16 protein-coding genes are annotated in these 15,980 nt (G+C 61.4%); 9 read left to right on the forward strand and 7 right to left on the reverse strand.

Going from position 1 to position 15,980, the window contains the following annotated elements; all coding sequences use genetic code 11:
* The first annotated feature begins 352 nt into the window (after window positions 1-352).
* The 9 genes from cysD to EJA72_RS01980 all read left to right on the forward strand — a co-directional run bounded on the left by cysD (window position 353) and on the right by EJA72_RS01980 (window position 8,694).
* Window positions 353-1,339: a sulfate adenylyltransferase subunit CysD gene (gene cysD / locus EJA72_RS29075; protein ID WP_256679618.1), complete on the forward strand. Its 987-nt coding sequence runs from the start codon at window positions 353-355 to the stop codon at window positions 1,337-1,339.
* Entirely contained in the window at window positions 1,339-3,252 is a 1,914-nt protein-coding gene (gene cysN / locus EJA72_RS01945) for a sulfate adenylyltransferase subunit CysN (protein WP_157709853.1), read from the forward strand. Before cysD ends, cysN begins: the two co-directional genes overlap by 1 nt.
* Before the next feature lie 75 nt (window positions 3,253-3,327).
* The gene (locus EJA72_RS01950) at window positions 3,328-4,440 is read left to right on the forward strand and encodes a DUF1214 domain-containing protein (RefSeq protein WP_157709854.1); all 1,113 of its coding nucleotides are present in this window, start codon (window positions 3,328-3,330) and stop codon (window positions 4,438-4,440) included.
* Complete coding sequence (locus EJA72_RS01955) at window positions 4,437-5,624, forward strand: sulfotransferase (RefSeq protein ID WP_157709855.1); 1,188 nt, start codon at window positions 4,437-4,439, stop codon at window positions 5,622-5,624. The genes EJA72_RS01950 and EJA72_RS01955 overlap by 4 nt, the downstream gene beginning before the upstream one ends.
* Before the next feature lie 17 nt (window positions 5,625-5,641).
* Window positions 5,642-6,358, forward strand: coding sequence for an EthD domain-containing protein (locus EJA72_RS01960; RefSeq protein ID WP_157709856.1), 717 nt, complete (start codon window positions 5,642-5,644; stop codon window positions 6,356-6,358).
* 22 nt (window positions 6,359-6,380) lie between these two features.
* Entirely contained in the window at window positions 6,381-6,836 is a 456-nt protein-coding gene (locus EJA72_RS01965) for a nuclear transport factor 2 family protein (RefSeq protein ID WP_157709857.1), read from the forward strand.
* 20 nt (window positions 6,837-6,856) lie between these two features.
* The gene (locus EJA72_RS01970; RefSeq protein ID WP_157709858.1) at window positions 6,857-7,324 is read left to right on the forward strand and encodes an SRPBCC domain-containing protein; all 468 of its coding nucleotides are present in this window, start codon (window positions 6,857-6,859) and stop codon (window positions 7,322-7,324) included.
* A 40-nt stretch (window positions 7,325-7,364) separates the two neighbouring features.
* The gene (locus EJA72_RS01975) at window positions 7,365-8,156 is read left to right on the forward strand and encodes an SDR family oxidoreductase (RefSeq protein ID WP_157709859.1); all 792 of its coding nucleotides are present in this window, start codon (window positions 7,365-7,367) and stop codon (window positions 8,154-8,156) included.
* A gap of 82 nt (window positions 8,157-8,238) precedes the next feature.
* The gene (locus EJA72_RS01980; RefSeq protein ID WP_157709860.1) at window positions 8,239-8,694 is read left to right on the forward strand and encodes a nuclear transport factor 2 family protein; all 456 of its coding nucleotides are present in this window, start codon (window positions 8,239-8,241) and stop codon (window positions 8,692-8,694) included.
* Between the two features lie 243 nt (window positions 8,695-8,937).
* On the opposite strand, the gene EJA72_RS28925 is transcribed toward EJA72_RS01980, so the two are convergent.
* The 7 genes from EJA72_RS28925 to EJA72_RS02010 all read right to left on the reverse strand — a co-directional run bounded on the left by EJA72_RS28925 (window position 8,938) and on the right by EJA72_RS02010 (window position 15,702).
* Window positions 8,938-9,111, reverse strand: coding sequence for a hypothetical protein (locus EJA72_RS28925; RefSeq protein ID WP_178128971.1), 174 nt, complete (start codon window positions 9,109-9,111; stop codon window positions 8,938-8,940).
* Window positions 9,112-9,198: 87 nt separating this feature from the next.
* Window positions 9,199-10,239, reverse strand: a complete 1,041-nt coding sequence (locus EJA72_RS01985; RefSeq protein ID WP_157709861.1) for a Rieske 2Fe-2S domain-containing protein — start codon at window positions 10,237-10,239, stop codon at window positions 9,199-9,201.
* A 178-nt stretch (window positions 10,240-10,417) separates the two neighbouring features.
* Complete coding sequence (locus EJA72_RS01990; protein WP_157709862.1) at window positions 10,418-11,830, reverse strand: DUF1329 domain-containing protein; 1,413 nt, start codon at window positions 11,828-11,830, stop codon at window positions 10,418-10,420.
* 113 nt (window positions 11,831-11,943) lie between these two features.
* Window positions 11,944-13,152, reverse strand: a complete 1,209-nt coding sequence (locus EJA72_RS01995; RefSeq protein ID WP_157709863.1) for a LuxR C-terminal-related transcriptional regulator — start codon at window positions 13,150-13,152, stop codon at window positions 11,944-11,946.
* A gap of 67 nt (window positions 13,153-13,219) precedes the next feature.
* The gene (locus tag EJA72_RS02000) at window positions 13,220-14,428 is read right to left on the reverse strand and encodes an acetyl-CoA C-acyltransferase (RefSeq protein WP_157709864.1); all 1,209 of its coding nucleotides are present in this window, start codon (window positions 14,426-14,428) and stop codon (window positions 13,220-13,222) included.
* A 7-nt stretch (window positions 14,429-14,435) separates the two neighbouring features.
* Window positions 14,436-14,906, reverse strand: a complete 471-nt coding sequence (locus tag EJA72_RS02005; RefSeq protein WP_157709865.1) for a MaoC family dehydratase — start codon at window positions 14,904-14,906, stop codon at window positions 14,436-14,438.
* Window positions 14,907-14,916: 10 nt separating this feature from the next.
* Window positions 14,917-15,702: an SDR family oxidoreductase gene (locus EJA72_RS02010; RefSeq protein WP_178128973.1), complete on the reverse strand. Its 786-nt coding sequence runs from the start codon at window positions 15,700-15,702 to the stop codon at window positions 14,917-14,919.
* Window positions 15,703-15,980 lie beyond the last annotated feature (278 nt).

The following is a 15,980-nucleotide window of genomic DNA, read 5'->3' on the forward strand; positions in this document are numbered from 1 at the left end:
GCGCGCGGTGAGCAATCGCGGCAAGGTGTTATGGCTGCCTTACGAGGACGGACTGCGCGCGCCCCACCTGGAAGCCTTCTTCGACCGCCTCTATCGCTCGGCCGACCGCAAAGTGTTTGCCCTGCTCTCGGGCATGCACTGGCAACGCGCCGCGACCTTCATCACCTGGGCCGGCGAGCGCGCCGAACGCCTGCATCTGTTTCACCTGCCCGAAGCCAGCGCCATGTTGTGCGGCGCCCGTGAACTGGCGACCCAGATCAATTCACAAGCCGCGCGCATTGGCCATGACGACGCGCCAAAAGCGGTCGTCCCGCCCTTGCCTCGCGACCCCATGCTGCAGATGTTGCGCCTGATGTTAAAACATCAAGTCGCGCATAAGTCCGAATCGCAGCAGTTGTACGTTGATAAACGACAACAACAAAAAGCGAGAGGAAAAACTATGACGCTTACCCACCTGCAACGACTGGAGGCCGAAAGCATCCAGGCAATGCGCGAGGTTGTCGCCGAAGCCGACAACCCGGTCATGCTCTACTCCGTCGGCAAGGACAGCGCGGTCATGCTGCACCTGGCGATGAAGGCCTTTTACCCGGCCAAGCCACCCTTCCCTTTACTGCACGTCGATACCACCTGGAAGTTCCAGGAGATGTATCGCTTCCGCGATCAGATGGTGGCCAAGCTCAACGTCGACCTGCTGACCCACATCAACCCCGAAGGCATTGAAATGGGCATCAGCCCGTTCAAGCACGGGTCGCAGATCCACACCGACATCATGAAGACCGAGGGCCTGAAACAGGCGCTGGATCATTACGGTTTCGATGCGGCGTTCGGCGGTGCACGTCGCGACGAAGAAAAATCCCGGGCCAAGGAACGGATTTTCTCTTTCCGCTCCGACCAGCACCGCTGGGACCCGAAGAACCAGCGCCCGGAACTCTGGCACCTGTACAACACGCGCAAACACAAGGGCGAATCGATCCGCGTGTTCCCGCTCTCCAACTGGACCGAGCTGGACATCTGGCAATACATCTACCTGGAAAACATCCCGATCGTACCGTTGTACTTCGCCGCGCCGCGCCCGGTGGTCGAGCGTGACGGGATGCTGATCATGGTCGATGACGAACGCATGCCACTCAACCCGGGTGAAGTGCCGATGATTCGCAACGTGCGCTTCCGCACCCTCGGTTGCTACCCGCTCACCGGTGCCGTCGAGTCCGATGCCGACACGCTGCCCAAGATCATTCAGGAAATGCTGCTGACCCGCACATCCGAGCGTCAGGGGCGAATGATCGACCACGACTCGTCCGCATCGATGGAGAAGAAAAAACAAGAGGGGTATTTCTAATGGCACACGTATCTGACCTGATTGCCGAGGATATCGGGCAATACCTCAAGGCCCACGAGCACAAGAGCCTGCTGCGTTTCATCACGTGCGGCAGCGTGGACGATGGCAAGAGCACCCTGATCGGCCGCCTGCTCTACGACTCGAAAATGCTCTTCGAAGACCAGATGGAAGCACTGGAGGCCGACTCCAAAAAGGACGGCACCCAGGGCGGTGATCTGGACTTCGCCCTGTTGGTGGACGGCCTCGCCGCCGAGCGCGAACAAGGCATCACCATCGACGTGGCCTACCGTTTCTTCTCCACCGACCGCCGCAAGTTCATCGTCGCCGATACCCCGGGCCACGAGCAGTACACCCGCAACATGGTGACCGGTGCTTCCACCGCTGATGTGGCGGTGGTGATGATCGACGCCCGACGCGGCGTGCTGACTCAGTCCCGGCGCCACAGCTACCTGGCTTCGCTGATCGGCATTCGCAAGGTGGTCCTGGCCGTCAACAAGATGGACTTGATGGACTACTCGGAGAAAGTCTTCAACGCCATCGTCGACGACTACCGCGCCTTCGCCAAGCAGATCAACCTGAACGATGTCACCGCCATTCCGATGTCCGCGCTGCGGGGTGAAAACATCACCGAGCAAAGCGAACACATGCCCTGGTACCGCGGCACCACGCTGATGGGCTACCTGGAAACGGTCGAGATCGACGAGGCGCACCAGCAGAAACTGTCGTTCCGCATGCCGGTGCAGTGGGTCAACCGGCCCAACCTGGATTTCCGTGGATTCACCGGCACCATCGCCAGCGGCGTGATTCATCCCGGTGACCGCGTACGCGTGTTGCCGGCCGGACAAGAGAGTCGCATCTCGCGCATCGTTACCCTCGACGGTGACCTGCAACAGGCCGTGGCCGGACAGTCCATCACCCTGACCCTGACCGACGAAGTCGATTGCAGCCGTGGCGATGTGCTGTCCACCGCAGAGGACCCGGCCAGCGTCGCGGACCAGTTCCAGGTCAACCTGATCTGGATGCACGAACAGCCGATGCTCGCCGGTCGCCCCTACCTGATGAAGATCGGCGGCAAGACCTTGTCGGTCACCCTGGCGGTGCCCAAGTACAAGATCAACGTCAACACCATGGAGCACCTGGCGGCCAAGGAACTGGCGCTGAACGAGATTGGCGTGTGCAACCTCTTCACCAGCCAGCCGATCGCGTTCGATGCCTACAAGAACAACCGCGAAACCGGCAGCTTCATCCTCATCGACCGCCTGACCAACGCCACCGTCGGCGCCGGCCTGATCGAGTTTTCCCTGCGCCGTTCGCAGAACATCCACATGCAGCACGTGGATGTGAACAAGAAGGCACGCGCTGAACAAATGGGCCAGCAACCGGTGCTGCTGTGGTTCACCGGTTTGTCGGGCGCCGGCAAATCGGCCATCGCCAACCTGCTGGAAACCCGCCTCTACGCTCGCGGTCGCCACACCTACTTGCTTGATGGCGACAACGTGCGCCACGGCCTCAACCGCGACCTGGGCTTCACCGACGCCGACCGTGTGGAAAACATCCGCCGGGTGGCCGAGGTGTCCAAGTTGTTCGTCGATGCCGGGATGATTGTGTTGACGGCGTTCATCTCGCCGTTCCGTTCCGAGCGCGACATGGCGCGCAGCCTGCTGCAGGAAGGCGAGTTCATCGAGATCTTCGTCGACACGCCGCTATCGGTCGCGGAAGAGCGTGATCCCAAGGGCCTGTACAAGAAAGTTCGTCGCGGCGAACTGAAGAACTTCACCGGCATCGACTCGCCTTACGAGGTGCCCAACAAGCCGGACATCCACATCGAGACCAGCAAGCTGACGCCCGAGGGCGCGGTGGATCGCATCCTCGCCGTGTTGACCGAGCGCGGCATCATCGGCAAGGACCTCTAATCCCATTGCCCGGCACGCCGGGCCTCAAACGGGCACCGCTGCGGCGGTGCTCGCCTCACTCAAGAGAGTCTAACAATGACAATCAGCTCTATTGACGAACAACAGCTATTGACCGGCCAGACCTGGGCCACGTTCTGCGATCACCTCAAGCGCTGCGGCGAGCAGATCCTGCGCCCCGAAGCGCCGGCCGATGCGGCCACCCGTGCCGAAGGCTTCCGCTACCTCACGCGCCTGCTGCGCATCGGCCTGGAAATGCACATCGAGTTTGCCGATCCGGCGTTTCCCAGCTTCTTCAAAACCTCCCACGAGACCGCGAAGATTGGTGCCGACAACCCGGACAACCTCTACGAGTACTCGCGCCTGGACGGCACGCTGGAATACCGCATCAAAGGCCAGCGCGGCAGCGTGGCCTACCTGAGCTTCGGCACCCAGAAAGGCGGTTACGAAACCGACGGCACCCTGATCCAGACCGGCTTCATCGACGCCAGCCAACTGCACGTCGATGCCCAGGGCAATTTCGAAATCATCCTCAGCACCGAGCCGCAACCCGGTAATTGGCTGAAGATGGAAGACACCACCAACGCCCTGATCGTGCGCCAGACGTTTCTTGACCGTCGCAGCGAAGTGCCGGCCAAGCTGAGCATCGAACGCATCGGCACCGACAGCAAGCCGCAGGCACTTGACCCGGCGACGTTCCAGCAGGGCCTGGCGCGGGTGTCGAGCTTCGTCGAAAACACCGCCAGGCTGTTCGCCGACTGGAGCCAAAGCTACCTGCCGCACAGCAATCAACTGCCTCCGGCCAACCAGGCGCTGTGCCAGTCCGTGGGCGGCGACCCGAACATTTTCTATTACCACTCGCACTGGGCGCTGGCCGAGGACGAAGCACTGGTCATCCACATCGATAAAGTGCCGGACTGCGATTTCTGGAACCTGCAGATCAACAACTACTGGATGGAATCGCTGGACTACCGCTACCACCAGATCTGCTTCAACAAACACCAGGCCCAATACGACGACAACGGCGGCGTGACCCTGGTGCTCAGCGAGCGCGACCCGGGCGTGAACAACTGGCTGCAAACCGCTGGCGTGCGTCAAGGCACAATGTGCCTGCGCTGGGTCGGTGCCAAGGAGCAATGCCACCCCACCACGCGCGTCGTCAACCTGTCTGCTGTGGCGGAGGCCGTATGAACGCCCTCACCCGCATTGAAGACCTGACCGTCGAAAAGCTGTTGACCAGCGCCATCGCACGCGCCAACGGCCTGAGTGATTTTGGCGACGACAACTACCGCGAGTCGTTGCAGGCGTTGCTCGAGGCCCTGGCCGCAGAAGCCCGGCTGTCGCCGTCCGGCCTGTATTTGCTGGAAGAACGGCTGGTGGGGCAACTGGTCAACCGTCTGGTGATGGAAGACTACCTGCGCCGTTATCCGGAAATAACCGAGGTGTCGATCGACGATCCACTGGTCATCGTCGGTTTGCCGCGCACCGGCACCACCATGCTTCAGCGCACGCTGGCGGTTGACCCGCGCTTCTACTCGGCGGCATGGTGGGAAACCCGTTTCCCGGCACCGCTGCCGGACGAGACCCTGGCCGCACCGTCCAAGCGCATCGCCCAAGCCAAGGCCGAAGTCGACCTGATGGCCGAAGTGATTCCGCAGATCCTCGCGATCCACCCGCTGGATGCCATGCTCTGCGACGAAGAGTTCATGCTCATGGAACACTCGTTCATGTGCGCCATGGACGCCTACGTCAACGTACCCAGCTACACCCGCTGGCTCGATCAGCAAGACCAGCGCCCGGTCTACACCCAGTTGAAAAAGATGCTGCAGTTCCTGCAGTGGCAGAAAAAACAACGGGGTGAACCCGCCGGCCAACGCTGGTTGCTCAAGGCGCCGCAACACCTGCATACCCTGCATTTGCTGCTGGACGTGTTCCCGAATGCCCAGGTGATTCTGACCCACCGCGAACCGGCGCAGACCATCCCGTCCATGGCGAGCATGGCCCACACCCTGTGGCAGATGTACAGCGACGACCCGGACCCGAAAGCCGCCGGCGAGCAATGGAACAACCGCATGGCCCGGGGCATCCGTCACACCATGCAGGTTCGTGAGCAGCACGCGGCCGGGCGTTTCCTCGACATCCACTTCGCCGACACCGTGACCCAGCCGCTGCAAGTCCTGGAGAAGGTCTACGCCTTCGCCAACCTGCCGTTTACCGACAAGGCCCGCGCCGATGCGCAGGCCTGGCTGTCGCAAAACAGCCGGGAAAAGCGCGCCAGCCACGACTACAGCCTGGAGCGTTTTGGCCTGAATGAAACGCAGATGACCGAGGACTACCGCGAATACCGCGCCCGTCACTTGAGCGTCAATCACTAAGCACGGGGGAAGCATTCATGGAAAAAATCATGTTGACCTTGTGGAAGCCGACACAACCGAGCGCCGAGCAATGGCGCCCGGATTTGCTCGGCCTTCGCGACGAACTGGTGCGTGCCGGCGCCCACACTATCCGCGTCATGCTGGCCGATGACGCAGTGGCCGCCGCCCACGCCCAGTGCATCACCAACAGCGCCGCGCCCTTGGACGGGCTGCTGTCGTTGTGGCTGGACAGTGCCTCGCAATGGCCCGCGATCAACAAGATCGTGGCGCCATTGACCCGCCGCCTGGAGGCGTATCTGGTGCTGGAATCCGAGCCCTACCCCGAAGAACGCCAGGCCCGTGCCGCTCAATACCAGGTGCCACTTGGCGAGCGCACACCCGGCATGAATCAGGTGGCGCTGCTGCACAAGCCCCACCGGTTGAGCTACGAGCAATGGTACGACGCCTGGCGCAACGGGCACGGGCCCAAGGCCTATCCGTTGCAGTCGATCTTCGGCTACCGCCAGAACACCGTGGTGCGCTCGCTGACGTTTGGCGCGCCGGTGCTGCATGCCATCGTCGAAGAAAACTTCCCGCCCGAAGCCATCGGCAATCAGCAGGGGTTCTTTGCTGCGCTGGGCGACCCGGACACCTGCGCAAAGCGCCAGCAGGCCATGTACGAGTCGACCAGCCAGTTCATCGACTTCGACAAAATCGACTGCATCCAAACCAGCCAATACCAGCTCAGCGAGTGAACAGCCCTCAAGGAGGCTTTCCATGTTGGACCTAGAAGCAATCGAGCTGATCAAACAGCTCAAGGCGCGATATTTCCGCGCCATCGACACCTGCAATATCGAGATGCTCCAGGCCATGCTCACCGAAGACATCGCCCTGTCGTTCAAGAGCCCGGCCTACGAGTTCCACGTCAAAGGCCTGGGCGATGCGCTGGATTTCTACCGCACCTCGTTCACCAAGACCCGCCTGGCCACCCACAACGGCCATACCCCTGAAATCGACGTCGATGGCGACCACGCCACGGCGCTTTGGTACCTGAGCTACGTGTTCATCAACCTCGAGGACAACACCCACCTGCATGGCAGCGCGATTTACCAGGATCGCTACGTCAAGCGCGACGGGCGCTGGATGATCGCCGAGACGGGTTACGAAACCTTGCTCGAGACGATCCAGCCCTTGAGCGAACAGCTGCAGATCACCTCCAGACCCATCAACTGAACGCACGACAGGAGACCGTCATGGCCAGAGCCGAAAACATCGTCACCTCCCACACGGTGGAGATCAACGCCCCCGCCCGCGTGGTCTGGGCAGTGCTGATTGATCTGGAGAATTACCACCAGTGGAACAGCTTTTGTCCGAGCATCCGTTGCGGCCTGCAGATCGGCGACGAAGTGCACATGCAAGTGCTGACGCCTGATACCGGCGAGACCGTTCCGGTATTCGAATACCTCGTGGCGTGCGACCCCGAGCAACTGTTGTCGTGGGAGCAGCGCCCCGTCCCGGAGAACATGGACGCCGCCCGCCGCGACCAGTACATCAAGGCCATCGATGACCACCGCTGCCGCTACTTCACCACCGACATTTTCCTGGGCCTGAACCAGGACACCATCATGCGAGAGCACGGGGCCTGGGTAAAAATAGGCTTCGACCAGATGGCCCTCGACCTGAAACGCCGCGCCGAAGAACTGTACGCCCGCGGCGCCTGAGCAGCCCATTTCCCATCATAAAAACAAGAAGGTAATTGCCATGTTGCTGAAAGATAAAGTTGTGATCATTTCCGGTATCGGTCCTGGCCTGGGCATCAAGCTCGCCGTACGGGCTGCGGAATATCAGGCCAAAGCGGTGGTGTTGGCCGCGCGTACACCGGCCAAGCTGGACCAGGCTGAAAAAGCCGTCCGCGATGCGGGCTACAGCACGCCTATCCTGAAAGTGCCTACCGACATTACCCAGCCCGACCAGTGCCAGACGCTCGCCGACCTGACGGTCGAGCACTTCGGCCGCATCGACATTTTGATCAACTCCGCCTACGCCCATGGCGCCTGGGGCACGTCTTCCGCGTCGTCGATGGACGACTGGCGCAACGCGATGGACGTCAACCTGTTCGGCACGATGCACATGACCCAGGCCGTGCTGCCGCAGATGAAGAAACAGAAGGTGGGCAGCATCGTCATGATCAACACCATGGCCACCCGCACCCCCAACCAGCTGGAATCCGGATATGCCGTCTCCAAGGGCGCATTGAAAACCGCCGTACAGTACCTGGCCCAGGACCTCGGCCCGTTCGGCATCCGCGTCAACTCCACCTTCATGGGCTGGATGTGGGGCGCGCCGGTGATGGGCTTTTTCAAGAGCGAAGCCCAGCGCCTGGGCGTCCCGATGGAGTCGCTGGTCGACCAGATCGCCCAACAGATCCCGCTGCGCAAGATCCCCGAAGACAGCGACTGCGCCATGGCCGCCCTGTACCTGGCCAGCGATTACGCCAAGGTCATTACCGGCGCACAACTGGACGTCAACGGCGGTCACTTCCTGCCTTGCTAACCAGCCCGAGGCGACAGCAATGTCGCCTCTTTCGGCTGCCTAAAGATTGGTCCTTCTGGCCATCGCCCCGGAGATTACCCACATGCTGGACCTCGTTGCCATCGAGCACATCAAACAGCTCAAGGCCCGCTACTTTCGCGGCATCGACACCTGCAACCTTGAGCTGCTGCGCACGCTTCTGGCCCCTGACGTGAAGATCCGTTTCGACAGTCCGACCTACCAGCTTGAACTCAACGGTCTGGAAGAAGCCATGGCGTTCTACCGCACCAGCTTCACCAGCCGTCGCTTCGGCATGCACAACGGCCATACCCCGGAAATAGTGGTCAACGGTGATGAAGCGACGGGGCTCTGGTACCTCAACGACCTGTTCATCAACCTCGATGAGCAAACCATGCTCAACGGCAGCGCGATCTATGAGGATCGCTACGTCAAGATTGAGGGCGAGTGGCGCATCCTCCACACCGGTTACAAGCGGCTGCTGGAAATGATCGGCCCGCTGGACGCCCAGTGGACAATCACTTCCAAACCGATCAACTGAAGGACGAACCAATAGACAAGGCGACAGAAATGTCGCCTTTTTAATGCCCGATGCCGACCGCGTGTAGCAGCTGCCGAAGGCTGCGTTCGGCTGCGAAGCAGTCGTAAAATCAGAGAGTGCGGTGCATCAGGTACACCGAGGTCGCCGGGTTTACGACTGCTGCGCAGCCGGACGCAGCCTGCGGCAGCTGCTACAGGGATTGCGTTGCGGCTGCGTCGGCGTGACGCAGCACGACCTTTGGCCTCAGCGCAGATTCAACCAGTTCGGCACGCTCTGGCTGATCGCGACACACCCCGCATATTGCTTGCAGGCTTTCACGGTTTGGGATTCCACCGGTTGGGAGACCTGCACGGTCACCACCAGGAGGAACAGAATCAGGAAGCAAACATAATAGGCAAGAAGACTTTTTGTTTTCATTGTTAGTGCTCTCGTGACTGTTAAGTCGGACCCATGTGTTGCAATAACCCCCTGCGATCAACCTGTGCTCCCAGGGGGTGTTACCTCTTAGCGCTCGTCGACCGTGATGAACTCACGGCGTTCGGCCATGAACGCGGGCACTTCATCCTCATCGGTAAAGAACTGCTCGTACCATTCGCGCAGCTGGTACACCGGGCCGTCGGTTTCGGCCAGTACCGGCTTGTCGATGCGGATCTTGTGCTTCCAGATCACCACGTCCTGGTAGAACGAATCGCGGTTGCCCTGGACATACGCCTTGGCCACTTCCAGGTTCTGTTCTTCCGTCCAGCCCGGTACCCGCTTGACCATGCAGCCAAAGCGCAGGTCGAAGCTGTTCGGCGTCACGGGTACATGGCTGTTGAGCAAAATGGCGTGGATGCGCACATCGCCGAACATCGAGCTGATCTGCGTGAAGTGGGTCGCCGGCCCGTAATAGGCCGACGGCGCGATCAGGTCGCCGCCCAGGCGCTCGGAGTCGCCATGGAAAATCTGGTGCCCGATGTGGCCTTCGAAAACGTTGGCGAAGTATTTGGTCGGTGTGCCGTGGACCGGCCCGAAATGCTGGGCATCCACCAGGTTATCGACCAACTCCCGTGGGTTGGTTTCGATGTGCATGGTGTCGATGTTCCAGTCATGGATCCAGTCCGGGTCGTCCATTTCTGGCAGATGCGGAATGACCACGCCTTCTTTCGGCGCGCGGCCCTCAGGGTTGTTCCAGACGAACAGCAGGTTGTTTTCTTCGCACGTCAGCCAGCTGCGGGTCTTGGCCTTGGGTGGAATGCGCTTGCAGTAAGGGATTTCGACGCATTTGCCGGCGGTGTTGTACTTCCAGTGATGGAAAGGACACACCAGCTTGTCGCCTTCGATGGTGCCCTGGGACAGGTCGGCACCCATGTGCGGGCAGTAAGCGTCCAGAACGCTGATGGCGCCCTGGCTGTCGGCAAAGGCCACCAGCCGGGTGCCGAACACTTCCAGGGTGTGGGGCTTGCCATCACGGTAGTCGGCGGCATTGCCCAGGCAGTGCCAGCCGCGCGCGTAACGGTGAGTACGCTGGGCGTTCTCGATGCTGATTTCAGCGAGTTTCGTCATTGTTATTGTTCCTCGATTGCAGACTTTGGGGTTGGCAATGCCCCCAAGAAATACAGGGTGATCCCATGGCGAACATCATTGAACAGCCGCGCAAGGAGAACATCCTTCAGTTGGACTAGATCAAACGCGATCCACTCTCAAAGGGCGCCCGCATCACGTCGGGCACCCTGCTCCTCGGTTATTGGCCGAAACGACGGGCCGCTTCTGGGCCGAAGTCTCGCGGGCTGAAGCCCGGTTTGTTCAACTGGTAGCCGTTACGCTGTTCGTTGATCAGGTTGAACGCCAGGTAACTGCCGGCATTCAGGTCGTAGTACAGGCCGACGCCCGCTTGTTGGCGCTGGCTTTCGTAGGCGTAGAAGAAGTTGAGCATCGAAGTGCGCCACAGCTCCCCACGGTTGTCGTAGTTGTCGGCGAGCATCGGGAACCAGGTGTCTTCGTCGATGTACAACTTGCGTTTGCCGTACAGGTGGCGGTAACCCGGCTTGAGGGTGCCTTCCAGTTCCCAGACCCGATGACGCTCGAAGCGCAGCACATCCGGGTTGATATGGCCCGGGGTCAGCATGTCGGCGTACTTGAGGTTCGGCGAATGCAGGCGATAGGTGTCGTAGGGAATGTACATCTCGCGCTTGCCGACGATTTTCCAGTCATAGCGCTCACCCGAACCGTTGAACAGTCGAACCTCGTCCACGGTGATCGAGCCGCCGCTGCCCGGGAAGGACATGTCGAAGCCATAACCCGGCGACTGGCGTACACGGCGGGTGCCCGGATCGTAGCGCCAGGCCTGGTTGGGTTCGGCCTTGTAGTTCCAGAAGTTGGTACCGGTATTGATCTCGCCCTTGTCCCGTTGTGGCAGCAAGGTTTCATTGAGGTAGAACGACGAGTTGCCGGCGGTATCGCCGACCTTGCCCGGTTCACCCGCCGGCGCCAGGTTGCGCGAATGCACGCGGCCCCAGTTGATGTTGCCGTCCTTGAGCACATAGGCGTTGTCCGACGTGTATTCCTCGGTCCAGGCCATCAAGGCAAACATCGAAGCATTCTTCAGCAGTTCCAGGCCGCTGCGCGGTACCGGGAACGGCGTGCCCCCGGTTTTGCCCACCACCCCTTCACCGTCATCCACCAGGCGCGCGACCTTGGCGTTCTCGCGGGTGGCCTGGCACGTCGAGTCACTGAAACGGAAGTCTCGGTGCGTCGGATAAACCGGCATCTTGTAAGTGGACGGATAAAGCTTGAACAAGGCTTTCTGACCGTCGGACAGGTACTGGCTGTATTGCGCCAGGTTGGCGGCGGTGATCACGAACAGCGGCTTCTCTTCCGGGTACGGATCGATCGGGTGGTTGCCGGTGCCCTTGAAGTCCACCTGGGGTGGCGCGCCCAGCCACTTGCCACTGAACGCCGGGATGCTGCCGTCGGCATTGCCGCTCTTCTCCGCCCCCATGCAAGTCAGATCCTTGCCCAGGCGCTCCACATCTTCGGGTGCGGCGTTCGCCGTGGAGATTGCGCTGCATCCCAATATCAACCCCAACACCCAGGTGGGAGTGGCGTTGGCAGCCCGCGAGACAAGACAACTGGAGGCCAGGTTACTGCCGGTCATTTTTTATTCTCCTTGGTTACCGATAGCGGTCACCCAGTATCGGCAGCCCAAGGATCGACAAGCATCGTCCGCACGGACTAACGCATTTTGGCGCGGCTCGCACGCCGGGCAGGCTAAAGCGCTTTCTCCGCGAGGGCTGGCGAATGCGGCTCCGCCAATGCCACGACACTGTTGAGCATGATCCGCACCAGTTCGGTCTGGCGCCGCACACCGGTTTTGGAAAAGATTGAACGAAGGTGCGCGCGGGCGGTGTTGCGGCGAATGTTCAGGGTCTCGGAGGCCTCCTCCAGCGACAGGCCGTTGGCCAACTCGAGGGCGAGCGCGGTTTCGGCAGGTGTCAGGTTGTACAGCTGCGACGTGGCGATGTTGCTGACCAGCGACTTGCTGACTGCGTCGCGCACATACACCACCACCGTCGGCTTGCCCTTGCCCTCGACCAGTTCCTGCGTCGGGATCAACTCCACCACCACGCCCAGGCTGACTTTCCCCGAAGGCCGGGAAATCGACATCGCCTCGGCGCCCTGGAATCCCGCGTCGCCCTGCTTCGCCCGCTGAAAGGCGTTGCGCACCAGGCGCAGCAGCTCGCGATTGTCGCTCGGGTACGTCGCTTCGAGCCGGCCACCGACAACTTTGAGGCCGTCCTGGCTGTCGAGGATCTCCCGCGCCACCGAGTTGAGCTGCACCACCGTGCCGTTTTCATCGAGGACGATGGTTGCCACCGCCATACGACTGATGGTCTGCGAATACAGGCTGCCCAACGATTCGCTGCGATCGAGCTGCGAATGCATGTGCAACGCACGGCGCAGGTGCGGCAGGAGCATCTGGCACATCGCACGATCGACCTCGGAAAACCGCGCCTGGTCCCGTGGCCGGTTGATCCGGAAACGCACGGCGCTGCCATCCGGCATGCGGATATCGGCGCCGAGCATCTGGTGACAGTTATGGGGTTGGCAATACAGCAGGTAAAAAGAAGAGCTGAGCCACTCGGCTTCGCTCATCAACTCGTCCACGGTGAAGACCGTGTCGGTGGGCAGGCTATCGAACAGCGTGGACTTGGCGTAGTAGGCGTAATGGTTGATCCCGCCTTCCCCCAGTTCGACGTCCCCGGCGACCATCATCGGTGACAACAGTGGCTCGTCCTGCACGCGCAGGATCAAGGTCACGAAATTGGCCTTGAACAGCGCCCGCAACTGGCGCAACGAATCACCCATGCAGCGAATATCCATGGCCGAGTCGTACATGTTGCCGATCAGCCGTTCGTAGTCGGCCAGCTCCAGGCCCATCTCCGACAGGACCTGCGTATTCGTCAGGCGACTTTGCATAATCACTCCCCCAGCAGCGGGCCCGGACTGCAGGGCCCGCGTTAAATTGATGATGGGTGATATCGCCTTATGGCAGCTCGAACAACCCCGCCGCCCCCATGCCACCGCCGATGCACATGGCGATGACCACGTAACGGGCGCCGCGCCGACGACCTTCCAGCAGGGCGTGACCGACCATGCGTGCGCCGGACATGCCAAACGGGTGGCCAATGGAGATGGCGCCGCCGTTGACGTTGAGGCGTTCCGCCGGGATCTGCAGCGCGTCGCGGCAATGCAGAACCTGGCAGGCAAAGGCTTCGTTGATTTCCCACAGGCCGATGTCCGACACGCTAAGGCCAAAACGCTTGAGCAATTTCGGGATCGCCACCACCGGGCCGATGCCCATTTCCTCAGGCGCGCAGCCGCCGACGGCAATGCCACGGTAGATCCCGAGCGGCGTCAGCCCGCGACGCTTGGCTTCTGCGCGGCTCATCAACAGGCTGGCCGAGGCACCGTCGGAGAATTGCGAGGCGTTGCCGGCAGTGATGAATTCCCCTTGCTCAATCCATTTGCCGTCCTTCCACACCGGCTTCAATGACGCCAGGTCTTCCAGGCGTGTGTTCGGTCGATTGCATTCGTCGCGTTCGACCAGCACACGCTGATGTTCACCAGGTTGGCCGCTGGCATCGAAAAGCAATTTATCGACGCTCAGGCTGACGATTTCATCCGCGAACAACCCGTCACGCTGGGCAGCGGCGGTGCGCAGCTGGCTCTGCAACGAATACTCGTCCTGGGCCGCGCGGCTGATGCCGTAGCGGCGCGAGACTATTTCAGCGGTTTCCAGCATCGGAATGTAGGCGCTCGGCATCACTTCCAATACGGCTTCGGACTGGGAGCGATAGCTGTTCTTGTGCTTGTTCTGGGTCAGCGACAACGACTCCACGCCACCGCCAATGGCGATGTCCAGTTCGCCGGTCATGATGCCTTTGGCGGCAACGCCGATGCTCATCAGGCCCGAGGCGCACATGCGGTCCAGGGCCATGCCCGGTACGGTGTCCGGCAAGCCGCCGGTATAGGCACAAAGGCGGCCGATGTTGTAGGCCTGGGTGCCCTGCTGCACCGCCGCGCCCATGATCACATCGTCCACTTCACCCGGCTCGATACCGGCGCGCTCGACCACGGCACGCACCACGTGGCCGCCCAGTACCGGGGCTTCGGTGTCGTTGAACGAACCGCGAAACGACTTGGCGAGCGCGGTCCGCGCAGTGGCAACGATGACAACTTCATTCAGGTCCATGACAGGCTCACTCGGTAATAGGGTTGAAGGTGTAACGGCTGATGGTGTCGATCACACAACCGGGGCGCGTTTGGCCCTCGACGTCCACGGTCACGCGCACCACCAGCTGGATGGCGTCCGCCAGTTGTTCGGCACGCACGATGCTGGCGCTGCCACGCACCCGCGAACCGACCTTGACCGGTGCCGGAAAGCGCACGCGGTCGCTGCCGTAATTGACGCCCATCGCCATGTTCTCGATGGTGATCAATTGCGGCAGGAACAGGTTGACCAGCGACTGGGTCAGGTAGCCGTGGGCAATGCACGCGCCAAACGGGCCGCTGGCGGCACGGACCGGATCGACATGAATCCATTGGTGATCACCCGTGGCTTCGGCGAAGAGATCGATGCGCTCCTGGCTGATGGTCAGCCACTCGGTGCTCCCCAGGTCCAGGCCCTCGGCCTCAAGCAGCGCCCGGGCACTGCTGAAAACATGACTCATGGTCCATTCCTCAGGCTTGTTGGGAACTGACGGACAGCACTTCGCCGACCATGTAGGAGGCGTAGTCGCTGGCCAGGAACATCATCACGTTGGCGACTTCCCAGACTTCCGCCGCACGGCCGAACGCCTCACGCCCGGCAAGGCTGGCGAGCAGTTCTTCACTGGAGGCTTTCTTGAGAAAGTCATGCAGGGCAATCGACGGCGACACGGCGTTGATGCGCACGCCGTACTCGGCGGCTTCCAGCGCACTGCAGCGAGTCAGGGCCATGACCCCGGCCTTCGCGGCGGCGTAATGAGCCTGCTCTTTCTGTGCACGCCAACCGAGCACCGAGGCATTGTTGACGATGGCCCCCGCGCCACGGCGCTGCATTGGGCCCAGCATGGCGCGGGTCATGCGGAACGTGCCGGTCAGGGTCACGTCCAGCACGCGCAGCCACTCTTCGTCGCTCATCTCGACCACACGCTTCTGGCCACCGAGGCCGGCGTTGTTGATCAGCACATCGACGCCGCCGAGCAGTTCTTCAGCGTTGGCTACCAAAGCCTGGACTTCGTCTTCGACAGTGACGTTGCACAGCTGGCCATAAATGGCTTGCAGGCCGGTTTCGCTCTTGAGGCGCTCCACGGCTTCTTCGAGGCGGCGCGGGTGCACGTCGGAAATCATCAATGCCCGGCAGCCCTCTTCGGCGCTGCGCCGGGCCGCCGAGTACCCGATACCGGCGCCCGCGGCGGCGGTAATCAGTACCGATTTGCCGGCCAGCAATTGATGGCCCGGGACATAGGGGGGAGCTTGTTTCACAGCGTTTACCTCCGAAGGTATCAGTACGCTGTCAGGTATAACGGCAAGCTTGGGGGGATACATCGTCAAAACGGGGTATGGCGGGTTTGGGGGGCTGGTGCCGATTGGCTTGGATTGGGTGTATATCCGTTTCTTCGGTAACGGCCGCTGATGGTTTCGCCCTTACGGCGAGTCACTTGGAAGAGCCCCAAGTAACCAAGGGCTCTTGCCCCTTTCGTTCGGTGCCTCGCTAAGGCTCGGCATGCCCTCGCTCCGGTCCTGCTCCGTGGGCCCGCCGC

The sequence above is a fragment of the Pseudomonas sp. PB120 genome (genome assembly GCF_009761815.1).
Lineage (GTDB): Bacteria > Pseudomonadota > Gammaproteobacteria > Pseudomonadales > Pseudomonadaceae > Aquipseudomonas.